This is a genomic window from Pontibacter sp. E15-1 (assembly GCF_022601975.1).
Taxonomy (GTDB): Bacteria; Bacteroidota; Bacteroidia; order Cytophagales; family Hymenobacteraceae; genus Pontibacter.
Genome location: NZ_JAKVIR010000032.1, coordinates 31,849 through 46,914, shown reverse-complemented (window position 1 = coordinate 46,914; position 15,066 = coordinate 31,849). Strand labels below are relative to the sequence as shown.

Annotated in this window: 10 protein-coding genes; all 10 read right to left on the bottom strand. The window is 58.0% G+C overall.

Annotation, left to right across the window (positions count from 1 at the left end):
- Nucleotides 1–20: 20 nt before the first annotated feature.
- Nucleotides 21–1,778, bottom strand: a complete 1,758-nt coding sequence (locus tag MKJ04_RS19475) for a glycoside hydrolase family 28 protein (protein ID WP_241643360.1) — start codon at nt 1,776–1,778, stop codon at nt 21–23.
- Nucleotides 1,779–1,795: 17 nt separating this feature from the next.
- Nucleotides 1,796–3,529, bottom strand: coding sequence for a glycoside hydrolase 43 family protein (locus tag MKJ04_RS19470; RefSeq protein ID WP_241643358.1), 1,734 nt, complete (start codon nt 3,527–3,529; stop codon nt 1,796–1,798).
- Nucleotides 3,530–3,579: 50 nt separating this feature from the next.
- Entirely contained in the window at nt 3,580–4,569 is a 990-nt protein-coding gene (locus tag MKJ04_RS19465) for a pectinesterase family protein (protein WP_241643356.1), read from the bottom strand.
- A gap of 81 nt (nt 4,570–4,650) precedes the next feature.
- Nucleotides 4,651–5,889, bottom strand: coding sequence for a glycoside hydrolase family 105 protein (locus MKJ04_RS19460; RefSeq protein ID WP_241643354.1), 1,239 nt, complete (start codon nt 5,887–5,889; stop codon nt 4,651–4,653).
- A gap of 35 nt (nt 5,890–5,924) precedes the next feature.
- A complete protein-coding gene (locus tag MKJ04_RS19455) occupies nt 5,925–6,866 on the bottom strand; it encodes a pectinesterase family protein (protein WP_241643352.1) in 942 nt (313 codons plus the stop codon).
- Nucleotides 6,863–8,248, bottom strand: coding sequence for a polysaccharide lyase family 1 protein (locus tag MKJ04_RS19450; RefSeq protein WP_241643350.1), 1,386 nt, complete (start codon nt 8,246–8,248; stop codon nt 6,863–6,865). Before MKJ04_RS19450 ends, MKJ04_RS19455 begins: the two co-directional genes overlap by 4 nt.
- Nucleotides 8,249–8,323: 75 nt before the next feature.
- On the bottom strand, nt 8,324–9,622 hold the full coding sequence (locus MKJ04_RS19445) for a DUF4861 domain-containing protein (RefSeq protein WP_241643348.1): 1,299 nt from the start codon (nt 9,620–9,622) through the stop codon (nt 8,324–8,326).
- Nucleotides 9,623–10,033: 411 nt separating this feature from the next.
- Nucleotides 10,034–11,527, bottom strand: a complete 1,494-nt coding sequence (locus MKJ04_RS19440) for a pectate lyase (RefSeq protein ID WP_241643346.1) — start codon at nt 11,525–11,527, stop codon at nt 10,034–10,036.
- 67 nt (nt 11,528–11,594) lie between these two features.
- Complete coding sequence (locus MKJ04_RS19435) at nt 11,595–13,202, bottom strand: DUF5123 domain-containing protein (RefSeq protein WP_241643344.1); 1,608 nt, start codon at nt 13,200–13,202, stop codon at nt 11,595–11,597.
- 37 nt (nt 13,203–13,239) lie between these two features.
- Nucleotides 13,240–15,048, bottom strand: coding sequence for a RagB/SusD family nutrient uptake outer membrane protein (locus MKJ04_RS19430; RefSeq protein ID WP_241643342.1), 1,809 nt, complete (start codon nt 15,046–15,048; stop codon nt 13,240–13,242).
- Nucleotides 15,049–15,066: the final 18 nt, after the last annotated feature.

Sequence of the window (15,066 nt, the reverse complement as noted above, 5' to 3'; positions counted from 1 at the left end):
GCTTGCGCTTCTGGCTGCTTTTATTGCTCCAGGGTTAGCGCGGTGTTGCTCAGGTCCTTGCCTTTGGATACTTGCTGCGCGGCGTTTTTGAAATCCTTGCTTTCGAGTTGCACGTTCTGCGTGAGCGGCCCCAGCACCGTTACCACTGGCCCCTGCGTCTCGTCGTAGGATAAACCGGTCACCTTGATATTCTTGCTGTTGTAGATGGTGAGGGCAGGGCCGCTCTCGGTGATCACCTTCACATTCTTCAGGGTGATGCCGTCCGCATCCACCGCCGTGATGCCTTTTTGGGCTTTCAGCACGGAGTTTTCGAGGTTCACGTTCTGGAGGTTCATTTCGGGAAGGCCCTGCAGCGCCACGGCCTGTGCTGCTCCTGCCACCCGGATGTTTTTCATGTAGATATCCTTGAACGAAGGCGTTTCCTCGGTTACTGGCACCGGCTTCTCGTCTCTGGCCTCTGTCTTCGCGCTCTGTCCCTCCTCCAGCACCGGCGAGTTGCCGCCATAGAACAGGTTAAAGCTAATCGCTTGCGTGGGTATGTCGATCATGTCGATGTTGGAGATATAGATGTTCTCGACTACCCCGCCTCTGCCGCGGGTACTTTTGAAGCGAAGGCCAATGTCGGTGCCCATGAACGTGCAGTTGGAGACGTGCACGTTTTTCACGCCGCCAGACATTTCGCTGCCCACCACAAAACCGCCGTGCGCATGGTATACGGTGTTGTTCTTCACGATCACGTTTTCGGTGGGCATACCCCTCCTGCGGCCGTCTTCGTCTTTCCCGGATTTAATGCAGATGGCATCGTCGCCCACATCAAAGGTGTTGTTGTATATAAGCGCGTTTTTGCAGGACTCCAGGTCCAGACCATCGCCGTTCTGCGAGTACCAGGGGTTGCGCACGTTCAGATTCCGGATCGTCACGTCTTCGCTCATGAGCGGGTGCAGGTTCCAGGCCGGGGAGTTCTGGAAGGTGGGGCCGTCGAGCAACACTTTTTTGCAGCCGATCAGGCTCACCATCACGGGGCGCATAAAGTCTTTCACGCGCTCGAACTGCTCTTTGCGGTCATAGTCGGGCACGTTGAAGTTGCCGGCGGTGTCGCCCCGCTTCGAGCTTTCCGACGGATACCACACTTGTTTGTCATCGCGCAGCACGCCGCCCGACTTCACCAGCGTTTTCCACTGTGCCTCCGTCATTTTGCTTTTCTTCACGGGTCGCCAGGCGTCGCCCGATCCATCAAAGGTGCCCGGCCCCGTAATGGCCACGTTCTCCAGGTCGCGGCCCGAGATCGGCGACTGGCAGCGGTAGGTGTCCAGCCCTTCGAAGCTGGTTTTGACGAGCGGATAATCATCGAAGTCCTCGCTGAAAATAACCATCGCACCGTCCTCGGCGTGCAGGTTGATGTTGCTTTTCAGCACAATCGGGCCGGTAAGCCACATGCCGCGCGGAATCACCACGGTGCCGCCTCCCTTGGTCGCAGCAACGGCAATCGCCTTCGCGAAGGCTGCTGTGTTTTTGGTCAGGCCATCGCCCACGGCTCCGTAGGCTGCAATACTCACGCGGTTGTTCGGAATCGTCGGCTCCTGCACGCGGGGCATGTCGAACTCAATTCCCTCGTATATATCCGTAGCCATACCTGCCGTTGCCGTGGGCGCAGGCATAGCTGCGTCTGCCGTTTCGGTTGCAAGCGGTGTGGCTGGTTGGCGCTGGCACGAGAACTGAAGCGCGCCCGTTAGCCCCAGCAGCAGCAATCGGTTTAGGTTTATTTTCTGGATGCTCATATCTGTTTCGTTGAGGTTTATTTCTTGCTTTGAATAGTGGCGGTTGCGTTCGGCGTGATCCGGAACCAGTCGTAATCGGCATAGCCGGAGTCGTTGGTCTCGTCTGGGCGGGTGGCGAAGAGGCCTACTTTGGCCCCGATCCAGCGGCCCGGCACAGCGGTGAGGGGGCTGCCAGCATTTATGAAATCTTTGCCGTCCTCGCTGTAGCTGAACTGGCACGTCGCGCCTTTTTCCACTCGCACCCGGAAGTATACTTCGTTGCCGCTCAGTTTGCCCAGCAGCTGTTCTTTTTCGGGGGTGCCTGCGCGCGCGTCGTTCGCGGTGGTGTAGCTGATGTATAAACCGTCCTTTTTACTCACAAGCGAAATATACGCGTAGTCCTCGCCCATCACAATCAGGCCCGTGCGCTCGTGCTGCAGCTTCGGGTTGGGCGTGAAAGTCAGTTTGGTGGTGGCGGTAAACGTTTCGGCCGGAAACTTCTGCAGCAGCAGGTTCGGCACGTCCCAGTAGTTTTTGAAGTCCTCGGGCAACTGCGCTGTAAACAGCCGCAGCGCGCCCGTGCTGCCGGTGGCAAAGGCCCAGTTTGCCCTGGGGTTGGCATGCCACTGCCACTGCAGCCCCAGCCCGTTACCGTCAAACTCATCCGATTCCTGCGGCGTCATCACCGGGTATGTTTTACCGACGGCGGGCTTTTTATACGTCATCACCGGCTGGCCCTTTCCGTCGCCATCCGTGTCTGCCCCGATCACCGGCCAGTCGTTTTTCCATTGCATTGGCTGCAGGTGTACCACCCGGCCATAGGCCTCCTTGTCCTGGAAGTGAAAAAACCAATCCTCGCCTGCCGGGGTGTTTACCCAGGCCCCCTGGTGCGGCCCGTTGACGGTGGTGTTGCCCTGGTCCATCACGATCTTCTCCTCGTAAGGGCCATAGATGGTTTTGGAGCGCAGCGCCAGTTGCCAGCCTGTAGACACGCCGCCAGCCGGAGCGAAGATATAGTAATAGCCGTTGCGCTTGTAGAACTTGGGCCCTTCGATGGTCGGGTGGCTGTCGTGGCCGTCGAACACCATCACGCCGTCATCCAGCAGTTTTGTGCCATCCGGGCTCATCCTGTTCACCACCAACACGCTTTTGATACCCGCGCGGCTACCGGCAAAAGCATGCACCAGGTATGCCTTGCCATCCTCGTCCCAGAGCGGGCAGGCGTCGATAAGGCCTTTGCCAGCCTGCACCAGCACCGGTTCCTCCCACTGCCCCGCCGGGTCGTTGGTTTTCACCATATAGATGCCGTAGTCGGGGTCGCCCCAGTAAATATAAAACGCGCCGTTGTGGTGCCGGATGGAAGGAGCCCAGACCCCGTTGCCGTGCTGCGGCTTGGCAAAGTGGTCGAAGGGCGTGTTACGGGTCAGGGCGGAGCCGATGATTTGCCAGTTCACGAGGTCTTTGGAGTGCAGGATCTGCAGGCCGGGCGTCGCGTTGAAACTGGAGGAGGTCATGTAGTAGTCGTCGCCCACGCGGCACACATCCGGGTCGGAGTAATCGGCGTGGAGGATCGGGTTCTGATAGTTCCCGTCGCCCTTATCCGCCACCCATACCCCAGACACCGCTTTGGCAGCAGGTATGGCAGCAGCTGCCGTGTTTGAGGTAGCCTTGTGCTGCGTCAGCCCCGAGGAGCAGGAATACCCCAAGCAGGATAGCGACAGGCAGGCATATAACAGGAAACGGGTGTGCGTCATCGTAAAGTGTATCTGCATGGGTCGTAATGGTATAAGTTCGGGCTGCCGCATAATTGGCGGCAGCAGGGCTATTTACTGGCAGAGGCGGCTGGCTTGCCGGGCTCCCAATCGCCGAAAATGTTGGCGAGGGTATAATCTTTTGCCTGCGCTTCGGTTAGCTGGTGCGCCCATTTCACGCGTGCTTCAGGCGCTCCCCCCGGCCCCGAGGAGTTGTACTCGGCATAATAAGCCGTCTGCTCGGCATCCGGCTTGCTCCAGTTGTGCCATCCTTCGGGCCTGATGTGCCTGCCCAGGTAGCTGTTGAGGAACACGGTTTTGGCGTAGGGCCGCCACGGCCTGCCCAGATAGTATGCGTTGGCCGGCGCGTTGCCCGTGAGGCGGCAGTTCAGGAACACGAAGCCGTAAGGCGTTCCTTCCAACGTGGAGGCCGCCGTCACGTAGTTACCGCCCGCCTTGCAGTAGATTTCGCAGTCCTCAAACACAGCCGTCGACCAGCCGAAGATAAAGTCGGTAGTGCCCTCAATGTAGCAGTTTTTGTAGTACTGGCGGCTCTTTTCGCCGTGCGGATACAGCGTGTCCTGGTTGCCCAGAAAGCGACAGTTTCTGAACATCACTTTATCCCCGTCCACACGCACGGCCACGGCCTGCCCCACCGGGCCGGAGGAGTTCTCGAACGTGATGTTCTCGGCGGTGAAGTCATCGCCAAAAACATAAAAGCTAGTGGAGCCGGTAGTGCCCATCTCTTCGCCGAAACGGTTCTTTTTGGCCGCATAATCGTCGTGGGTCAGGATCGTTTTCCGCACGTCCTCGCCGATAAACGTTACAGCGGTTTTAGACGCAGGCAGCACCAATTTCTCTTTATACAGGCCGTTTTTGATGTAGATGAAAGTGGTGGCTTTCCGGAAATCGGGCACGGCGTTGATGGCTTCCTGCACCGTTTTGAAATCCCCGCTTCCGTCCTGTGCCACCACTAAGTCGTGCGGGTGCTGTGCCTGCACCTGAGTAACGACAAAGCACAGCAACAGGGCAAGTATGGAAGTGTATTTTTTAGAAGTCATTTTAAAGATGCTCTTAGGTATAATCATCCCTCTGCCGCTTCTTCGTCGAGGGCCCCTACCCCCAAGGGGGACTTTTGGATACTAATTCTTCGCCGCTGTTTTGTTCAGGTCTTCCAGTTCCAACGAAGCCATGATGAAGGGTGCCACGGCTTTCGGGTCGTTGTCGCGGCGGGGCTCGTTGATGTAGTACTCATACGTTCCGTCACGGTATGGAGTGCCGCCCAGGCCTGCCACCGCGCACACGTCGGTGATGCTGATCGTGCCGTCGTCATTCTTCTCAATAAAGTTGCTCAGGATACCGCTGTATGCCTTCTGCGCGTTTTGCATATACTGCTGGTCTATATATCCTTTTTTGGTCGCTTTCAGCAAAAAGTAGGTGAACATGCTCGAGGCTGACGACTCCAGGTAATTGCCTTCCCGGCCACCCATGTTCATCACCTGCCACCACAGCCCTGTGTCCCCGTCCTGGTACTGCGCGAGGGCCTTGGCCATTTTCCGGGTAACCTGCAGCACCTCGTCCCGCTTCGGATGGTCCTTCGGCATGAAGTCCAGCACGTCGACCAGCGCCATGGCGTACCAGCCCATCGCGCGGCCCCACACGTTCGGCGATTGCCCGGTCTGCGGGTCCGCCCATTTCTGTTCCCGGCTCTCGTCCCAGCCGTGGCGCCACAGGCCTTTTTCAGCATCCCAGGTATGCTTGTCCACCAGTATGATTTGGTTTGCCACTTCATCAAAAAGCGCGGGCTCGTTGAACTCTACTGCGTACTGCGCCAGAAACGGCGAGCCCATGTATAAACCGTCGAGCCACATCTGGTGCGGGTAGATTTTCTTGTGCCAGAAACCGCCCTCCGACGTGCGCGGCTGGGTGCGCATCTGGTCGCGCAGGTTTTCTAAAGCCATTTTATACTTGTTATCGCCGGTTTCTTTGTACAGCTCGATCAGGAACTTGCCCGGGTTCACGCGGTCGATGTTGTAGTCCGATTTTTTGTAGGTTCTGATGCTGCCGTCCGCACTGATCATGGTGTCGGCGAAGGCCTGTATATAAGTCAGGTACTTCGGGTCGCCGGTTTTCTCCCATACCCGCTCAATGGCGCTGGCGAACAGGCCCTGGGTATAATCCCACTTCGGCGCGTCCTTGAAATCGATCATCCAGCCCTCCGGGTTTCGCTGGATGTCAGAGTCGGCCATCCAGACGGAATAGGGTTTTTGGGCGGGAGAAGTTATTTCCTGGTTGGCTGTAGTGGCGGTGCCACTGTTGCCGGAGCCGCAAGCGGCTGTTACCACCAAGGCAATCATCAACGCATAGGTGTATAATCTCATAGTTCGTTTTTTCTGGTGTCAGTGTTCCTGTTCTGCTACTCTGCCGGTGTCCAATTATCGGTGCCGTCCAGTATGGTGGCGGGTTGGTATTTCTTTGCCTCCCGCTTCTTCAGCTGCTTTGCCCAGGCCACGCGTGTTCCGGGGGAGGCGCCGGGGCCCTTGGAGTGATGCTCTGCGTAAAACGCTGTTTTCTCCGCCTCCGGCTTATTCCAGTTATGCCAGCCTTCAGGCCTGATGTGGTTGCCCAGCGTGGTGTTGATGAAAACCGTTTGCGCGTAAGGCCTCCAGGGGCGGCCCAGGTATACTTTGGTGGCCTGGTCGGAGGCGGTGACCGTGCAGTTCAGGAAAACGAAGCCGAAGTCCTGCCCCTGTGGGGTAGAGGCGGCGGTGATGTAGGAGTTCTTTTTGCAGTGGATGGTGCAGTTCTCGAACACCACCGTGGCCGGGCCGAAGATGAAGTCGGTGGTGCCCTCGATGTAGCAGTTCCGGTAGTACTGGCGGCTGTTGTCGACGCCCGAGTAGAGCGTGTCCTGGTTGCCGATAATGCGGCAGTTCTCGAACACGCAGCGGTCTGCCTCCACGTGCAGCGCCACCGCCTGCCCTACCGGGCCCGCGTCGTTCTCGAAGGTGATGTTCTCGGCCCTGAAATCATTGCCCTGCACCAGCACCGTGTAAGACGTAAAGGTGTTGATGTCGCCTTTGCCGGAGAAATCTCCCCACCGGATGATGGTGTTTTCCTTGCTTTCGCCGATGAAGGAAATGCTCGTTTTCCAGGAGGGCACGACCACTTTCTCCCGGTATACCCCATTCCTGATCATGATCTCGACACGCTCCAACGGAAAGGCGCGCACGGCATCCACGGCGGCCTGCACCGAGGTATGGTCGCCGCTTCCGTCCTGCGCCACCACCAGCGTTTGCTGCTGTGCCTGTGCTGCAAAAAGCGTGAGGGAAAAAAGTATCAGGGCCAGTAATTTCATATCTTCTCGTTTATGCGGACCAAGCTGTTCAGGTATACCTCGAGGTTAGTGTACTGCCTGTCGAGGGTATACCCTGCGGCATCAGCAGCGCTTTCGGGGTTCAGTTTGTGCTTCGTTTCCCAGGCATCGGGCATGCCGTCCTGGTCTGTGTCGGCCGGAGCCGGGGCTGAGGCCAGTTCAGGCCAGCCGCCCACATCCTGCTGGCTGTCGATGATGCCGTTCTGGTGCTTCCCGCTTTTCGCGCTGTTCTCCCGCACTTCACGCAACACCCGCTCATCCACTTTGTCGCGTCTGTAGCTGGCGCCCGCATGGGCCAACACCAGGCTGTATGCCTCCTGTGCTGACTGCCCGCGCAACGCCGCCACCTCAAACTGATTTCCCGCCAAAGCCGAGTCGGGGTGCGCCATGCGCACGCCCAGGGCATTGTACTGCGTGATCTCCGCGTTGCCCTCCATCACATTCCCGGCTATATAAAACTGACCGTATGGCGCGTAGGGCTCCAGCAGCCTGTCGTTCTTGGATTCAGGCGTGGCGGGCCCTGGCTTGTAGTAGTTGTTCACCATGTTGTAACGCCCCTTTTCGCCGCCGTACACACTGTTCCCTCCCCAGTTGTAAATCACATTATTTTGGAAATCAACCAGTTCGTCCGGCGAGTTTTTGGTAGAGCTGGACCCGCTGAAACGGGGCATGCGGCTCATATGGCTCGCAATCAGGTTATGGTGAAAAGTAGCGCCTCCCCCTCCCCAGATACCGCCATACCCATGGTTGCCCTTTGCGTGCACCGACTCGTTCAGGCTTTCCGAGATGATACACCACTGCAGCGTGAAGTCCTTGTTGCGGTAAAAGGAAGCGCCTTCATCCGTTGCCCAGCTCATGGAGCAGTGGTCTACGATGATGTTGCTCCGGCCTTTGTTCCCGCTGATGGCATCTGCCTCCACGCCCTTCGTGTCGCCCAGCCGGAAGCGAAGGTACCGGATGATGACGTTATCGGCCTTGACATTGACCGGGTTATACCGCACCGTGATCCCGTCGCCGGGTGCCGACTGGCCTGCGATGGTGATGTCGCTGTTGTTGATGTCCAGCGGCGACTCGAGGTCGATGTAGCCGGCCACGGCAAACACCACTGTTCTGGCACCGTGCTTCTGAATCGCATCACGCAAACTGCCGGGGCCATCATCGTTCAGGTTGGTCACCACCACCACCTGGCCGCCGCGGCCGCCCGTGGTATACCTGCCAAAGCCCTCCGCGCCGGGGAAGGCCAGCACCTTGTCGCTACTGCTTTCCGCAGCGCGCGCTGGTGCGCCGCTGGTGGCTTGCCGGACACAGCCCGCAAAGCATACGACCAGAAAGCCCAGCGCCAGCGCTAAAAACCTACCTCCCATACCTATATGATTTCTTATAGATTATACATACCCACTGGCGCATCCGAAAGGAATGTTCCGCTGCGCCAGCAGTCTCTACTGCAGTTTCCCGAAACGCACCAGCACCGGCTGTGCCAGTTCCTGGGCGGTTTTCTGGAGGTACTGCATAAACTGCTCCTCCGTCTTGATGCCATCCGGCTCCAGTTCCCAGGCTGCCAGAAAATAGTACTCCACCTGATTATCGGCCGGTTTCAGCATCACCACGTGGCTGTTGCTGTCTTCTGTAAACTCCAGCAGGTCGCGCGGCCGGAAAAGCACCGCGATACCGAGGTTGTCTCCATCGCCGTTGAGGCTTTGCTTGCCGTAGCTGGCCATATATCCCCAGGCTTTGTCGGTTCCGGGACTGGTATGGAGGGTGGCCTTTTTGTCTTTGTTGAGACCGGTGCTCAGGTTTTGCGGCGTCGCGCCTGTTACCCGCACCTGGTGGTGCGTCAGGCGGCTGCCCGCGTGGATGCTCAGCAGCGACTGCACATCCATCGTCATACCCGCCACTTTCCAGCCGTAGTAAGTAGTTTGGATAGCGGAAAACATGTCGCCGTTTTCCCTGATCACGCTGATCATACTGTCGGTCTCGGCCACGCGGTTGGCCTGCCCCCCGTGGAACATGGCCAGCGTGCCCACGCCCAGCGCTTTGCCCACTTTCAGCACATCCATACCCCAGGGCTGCTCTTCGTGGTAGGAGTCGAAGCCGTCCTGGCCCACCTGCTGCAGCACCATGTCCTTCGTCTTCTTGCCGAACACGTCGGTGCCGTTGCGCCAGTCGAGGTAAAAGCGGTAGCCCACTTTATCTGATTCCCAGCCGGGGCCTTCGTAGCGTATAAAGTAGGAATGGTCCGTGTGCTCGTCGGGCACCCGCAGCGAGTCGACGTTCTCGAACGTGCCGCCTATATACTTTCGGTTCTGGAACGCGCCGCCCACCTTCCGCGACAGTTCTGCCTGCGTGCGCTTGTTATAGGCGCGCGGGGCAGTGCCTTTCTCGTTGTAACGCACGGTGAGGGTGCGGCTGGCCTTCGGGGCAAGCTGGCCGAGCACCAGCACGATGCCTCTGTGCTGGGGATCGTGTAGGTTATACTGGCTGGCGATCTCGTTTCTGCCGTCGAGCACCACAAAAGCCTGCGGGTTAAAGGCCGGTGCCTGCTTCCGGATTTCCTCTTCGGCCATGTATACCATCGCCTCTTCCCGCTGCTGGCCCAGTGGGTTGGACACCGTGACCGTGAACGACTTCGGGAACTGCTTTTTCAGGTTTTGCGCCAGCAGGCTCCCCGTTTGCCAGAGGGCCAGCAGCAGCAGGAGGCACATGGCACCTACTTTGGATGTCGCAGTTAGTTTCAGCATACTCTCTTTCAATTTTGTCTTGTTACTATATAGCATCTTTCGCTTCGCCCTGTATACTTTGCCTTGGCAACGCAGGACATTCGCACTACCGCCGCTATCGTCACTTTTTATGGACAGTTTAAGTTTCCATTTACACAAGCTGGACGAATTATCCTCCTGGTTTACCCACCCCTGCCCCTCCCAAGAGGGGAATTTTCACAATTGCCGGATTTCCCTCCTCGGAGAGCCAGATTTATATATAGCAGTTGATTGCAACTTGGGTTAGATGGTTAGATGGCTACATCGGTTGATGGCTGAAAAACATGTATGGCTTTCAGCAATGCAGCCATTTAACAATTAAACCATTCAGCCATTTGCCTTCAACGTTGCCCTATTTATAAACCCTGCCGGACAGCTTCCCGCCTCTTGCTGCTAGTTCACCTGGCCTTCCGTGATGTCTTTCACGAGGCTGTTGATGTATACTTCGATGTTGTCATAGGCGGTGCTGAGGCTTCGGCCGTTGGGGTTTGCCTTTGCAGGGTCTAGCTTCTGCGCCTTCTCCCACTCGTCGGGCATGCCGTCGCCGTCAGTGTCAACTGGTGCGGGCATTGCCGCCAGTTCCGGCCAGCCGCCCACGTCGCTTTGGCTGTCGATGATGCCTTTCTCGCTGCCGCCGGAGCCTGGGGCCGTATAGGTGCCGTTGCGCACATTGTCCAGCACGCGCTCGTCCACCGCGTCCCGTTTCAGCGAGGCGCCGCCATAGGCCAGCACCCGCTCATAGGCCTCCTGTGCGGTATGGGTGGTCACGTTGTCCTGGATCGGGTGCGGCGCAGTCTGCCTTATCGCGGCTTTGTCGGCCTCGGGCACGGTGCCGTAGCTCCCATGGAACTGGTTGAAGACGCCATAGGCCCAGTTATCGCTGGTGGCCCGGCTGCTGCCATCCACGTAGTTGCCGTTGATGTAAAACTTGCCCCAGATATCATATACCTCCGTGCCGCTGACTTTATTTTTGTCGATGGACAGGATGCGCTCTTTTTTGGTTGTGACCGGACCAGGCTTGTAGTAGCAGTTCACGATGTTCACGTTCATCGCCTCGCCGCCGTAGGCGCTGTTGTTGCCCCAGTTGTAGAGCACGTTGTTCCGCAGGTCCACCAGGTCGGTCAGGGCGAAGGCTTTGCCTGCCTCCTCGCCCAGGCGCGGGTTGCGGCTGTCGTGGTGGGCCAGCAGGTTGTGGTGGAACGAGGCGTTTTTACCGCCCCAAATCCCGCCATACCCATGCGCGCCCTTCACGTGCGTGGAATTGCGCAAACTCTCCGAAATGATGCTCCACTGCAAGGTGAAGTTCTCGTTGGCGTAAAACGACACGCACTCATCCGTCGACCAGCTCATGGAACAGTGATCCACGATGATGTTTTTGTGGAACCTGCCGCCCAGCGCGTCTCCCTCCTGCTGCTGCTCGTCGCCCATTCGGAAACGCATATACCGTATGATCACGTTATCGGCGTTTACACTGACAGGGTAGTTTTTGAGGGTGATGCCGTCGCCGGGGGCCGTCTGCCCCGCGATGGTGACATCGCCCAGGCTGATGTTCAGGTTAGCTGCCAGCGCGATTGTTCCGGAAACCTCGAACACGATTATGCGGGCACCTGCCGTGGCAAGGGCCGCCCTCAGGCTCCCCGCTCCCGCGTCGTTCAGGTTGGTGACTTTGATGACTTTTCCGCCACGCCCTCCGGTAGCGTCTCTGCCGAAGCCCTCTGCCCCCGGAAAAGCAAGCGCCGCCTCGTTCACAGGCGTAGGGCCCTCTTCTGCTGGCTCCACTACTACCACCGGCGCGGGCTCATCCTGCTTTCCTTTACAATCCGTTAAGGCGAAGGACAGCGCGGCGCTTATCAACAGAAAAGGAAACTTCATTTTTGTGGCAGGCATAGGATGCTCTAAAATGGTAAAAACCTGCCACGGTAAATTTTGCCGCGGCAGGCCTGTAAGTTTTTAGCTATCTCCAGCGCGGGTCACCGGCGCTGCTCTTACCGGCGAAACCGGCGTCTTTGATCGTGAAGTTCCCGCTTTTCTGGTCCTGAAACAGGTCGGCAGCGGTGCCGCTGTACACGGTCAGGTTCGGGATCTCGTTGCCGGTGGCCATATAGTCGGAGGTGGCGTAGCTGCCACTGGACTGCACCAGTGTGCCCGAGCCGGCTCTAATGCCTTTCACGCCGGCATCCTCGCCTACTTTCTTGCCTCTCCCGACAATGTTATTGCGGAACATAACGCCCTGCGTCACTTCAAACGAGCCGAAATCCACGAGGTAGCGCGACGCTTCCGGCGCCTCGTTGAACGTTGAGTTCTCGATCAGAATAGAATTTGCGGCGCTCTTGCTGGTAACTGGCCGTTCTATTTTGTAGAAGGTGCTATTCGTGAAGATGATGTTGTTGACCGTGGCCCCGGAGTTGTCGATGGCCAGTACGCCGTAATTTGCCACGCTGTCGATCACGCTGTTGTTCACCACAAAGTTATTGACCGTTACCCCGCCGGTTTTGATGCGGGCGATGCCCCGGAAGATTTCGGCGCGAGTAGACTCAAACTTGATCTTGCCAATGGTCGCGGCCTTATCGATGTTGAACACATACACCCCGCTGTAGTCACTGCCCTTCAGGTACAGGTCTTTGAACACCACAGAGTCCACTGCGCTGCCTTCGGCGAAGTTGAAGTTACTGGTAAAGAAGATGGTGGCTTTGGCCGGATCCACGGTGTTCTCGCTCATAATGGTCACTGACCTGTCGAGGTTCACGGTGTTGGCGATGGTATAGGTCACGCCTTTCTTCAGGATCACGATGCTTCCCGATTCAATCTGCAGGAGCGTGTCTTCCAGCACTGAGGGCCGGTCGGTAAAGCGCGTCAGGTCCACCACGTTGCCCACAACCGGGGCGTTGGTCATGAAGCTGAGGTAGCCCACCAGGCGGGTATCCCGGAAAATCTCGGCTCTGTAGTTTGTGCTGGCGGCCAGCCCGGTCACAAATTTCTGCCGGGCAGCCAGTTCCTCTTCCGTCAGGGTTACTTCGATGGGGTCGCCGGCAGGGGCGCCCGCTGCCGTTTGCGGCGTCAGCACTAGCTTGGTGAGCCCGGCTCGCTCCCGCCACTTCAGCAGCACGGCTTTGTCGGTGATGTCGCTGGTCAGCAGCGGCTGCAGGATCTGCTCCCCCCGGATCGTGAAGCCCGAGCTCACAGCAAAATACTTCGACTCAGGCCTTTCCCCCAGCGCGTTCGCCTTGATGCGGGCATAGTATTTCTGCCGTACCTCCAGCTGCTCATCCGTCAGCACGATGCCTGCCGTGTCTGTTTGGGCCGACAGGAGGATGGGTGTCTGGAACAGCGTATCGGCGGCGACTTCCACGGTATAGGTAACGCCGCTGCCGCTGGCGGTATAAAGCGAGGAGTTCCAGGTCAACTTCACCTGCGTCTCGCCACTCACGGCCTTCACCGCACCGGCTGGCGTGAACATGCGCATCGGCTCCAGTTTGTCGGGGTCGTCTTCGCAGGCAAAGGCCAGGGCGGCCAATAGGATAACCGGAATCAGGCTTCGTATCTTCTTTATAGCTAATTTCATGTCGTAACGGTTTGTTGTTCGTAAATCCAGTTATCTGTTAGTATCCGTAGTCCTGCGTCAGCCGGTAGTTCTGGTTGAGCACGCCGCTGTAGATGGGGAAAAGCTCCGACTTGTTCGGCTCAAACGCCACGGCAAAGCTTTCGATGTAACTCTGGTCTACAGAGGCTGCCCAGTTCACTCGGGTATACTCGGCGGGCGAGGTGACAGGGGCGGGCGTATACATGGCGTTGGCAACGGACCCTCCGAACAGCTCGAAGTCTGCCACCTCTGCCGGCACCGTGGTGTCTACCAACGGGGTAGGTTTATGGTACACGTAGGTCGGCACATTGGCATACCGTCCCTCCCTGTTCATCAGCGCTGTCAGATCGGCCCTTGTCCCGTTGATGGTGGAGGCCAGTTTGTTCCAGCGGATCAGGTCATACTTGCGGATGCCCTCGCCTCCAAACTCCAGTAGCCGCTCCTGCATAATCGCCTTGAAGAAGCCCTCCTGGTCTGTGGGTGTGGTGCCCATGCGCTCCAGGTTCCCGGTAAAGGCCCGGCTCCTCACCTGCTCATACGCCGCCATGGCCTGCGCCGTCGGCCCGTTCAGCTCGTTCTCAGCCTCGGCATACATCAGCAGCACATCCGCGTAGCGCAGCACCGGCCAGTTAATGCCCAGGTTCTGTGCGGTTCCGTCGATGCTGGTCCAGTACTTCCTGAACTTGCCATCGCGCATCTGCGACAGGCGCGTCATCTCTTTATTGTCTTCCTTGTTGATCTGGAAGAAGGCGAGGGTAACATCCCGGCGCACGTCTGCGATCGAGTCGAACGCATAGAAGTAGGTCGGTATAGCCTCCAGCTGCCCGTTTGCCTGGCCATACTTGGAGGTCTTGTCGATACGGAGGCCGTTGCTGTAGCCCAGTTTGCTGTCTGTTTTGGAGTTACCGCCAAAGGCGCCTATCTCAAAGAGCATCTCGTGGGTGGCCCCGCCGCTTGTGCCGGTATGGAGGTCTTTGAACACCTGCTCATAATCGGGGTTCAGGCTGTGCCGGCCGCTCTCGATGATGTCGAGCGTTTCCTGGCGGGCAATCTCATAGTAGTCTTTGTAATCGGCTCTGCGCTCTAGCTGGCGGCTGTCTCTGCGCAGGGCATACCCGCCACGGGCCAGGGCCATGCGGGCGCGCAGCCCTTTCACCGCCGATTTGGTGATGCGTGTGCTGGGGTCTCCGGACTCTGACTGCCACGGCACCAGTTCCACAGCCAGATTCAGGTCCTCCAGCAGGCGGTCGTAAATCACGTCCTGGTCTGTTTTGGTCAGGTACAGGTCTACCTGATCTGCCGAAGGCTCAAATGGCGCAGGCAAATCCCCCCAGTTGCGGATCAGCTCGTGGTAGAAAATGGCGCGAAGCGTGAGCGCCTCGCCGTGCAGCTTCCGCATCGCGGCCTGTTCTGCGGGCGTGCCGCTGTTGTATAGGGCGGAGGCCGGGATGTACTTGATAGCGATGTTCGCGCGCTCTATACCCTCATACAGCTGCAGAAAGGGCCTGTTCAGCTCGGTGTTGTCGGGGCTCACGCCCAACCCGCTGATGCCCCTGCGGTCGAGGGGGTTGTAGGTGCCGCCAATCCGAAAATCATCGGCGGCGTTTGGGTATAGGGTGGAGATACGGCTACCGTAGCCGTTGTCGCCCATCAGGCTGTTGTAAATGCCCGTCACGGCCGAGTTGGCATAGCCCACGCTCGTAAACACGCCATCCTGCGAGATGGTGGAGGGGTTTTCCACGTCCAGGTAATCCTCGCAGGACGAGAACAGGACCATGCCACCCAGGGCCAGTGGTAAAAACAGCGATTTTATATAGCTTTTATTCATTTTCATCACCTTTAAGAA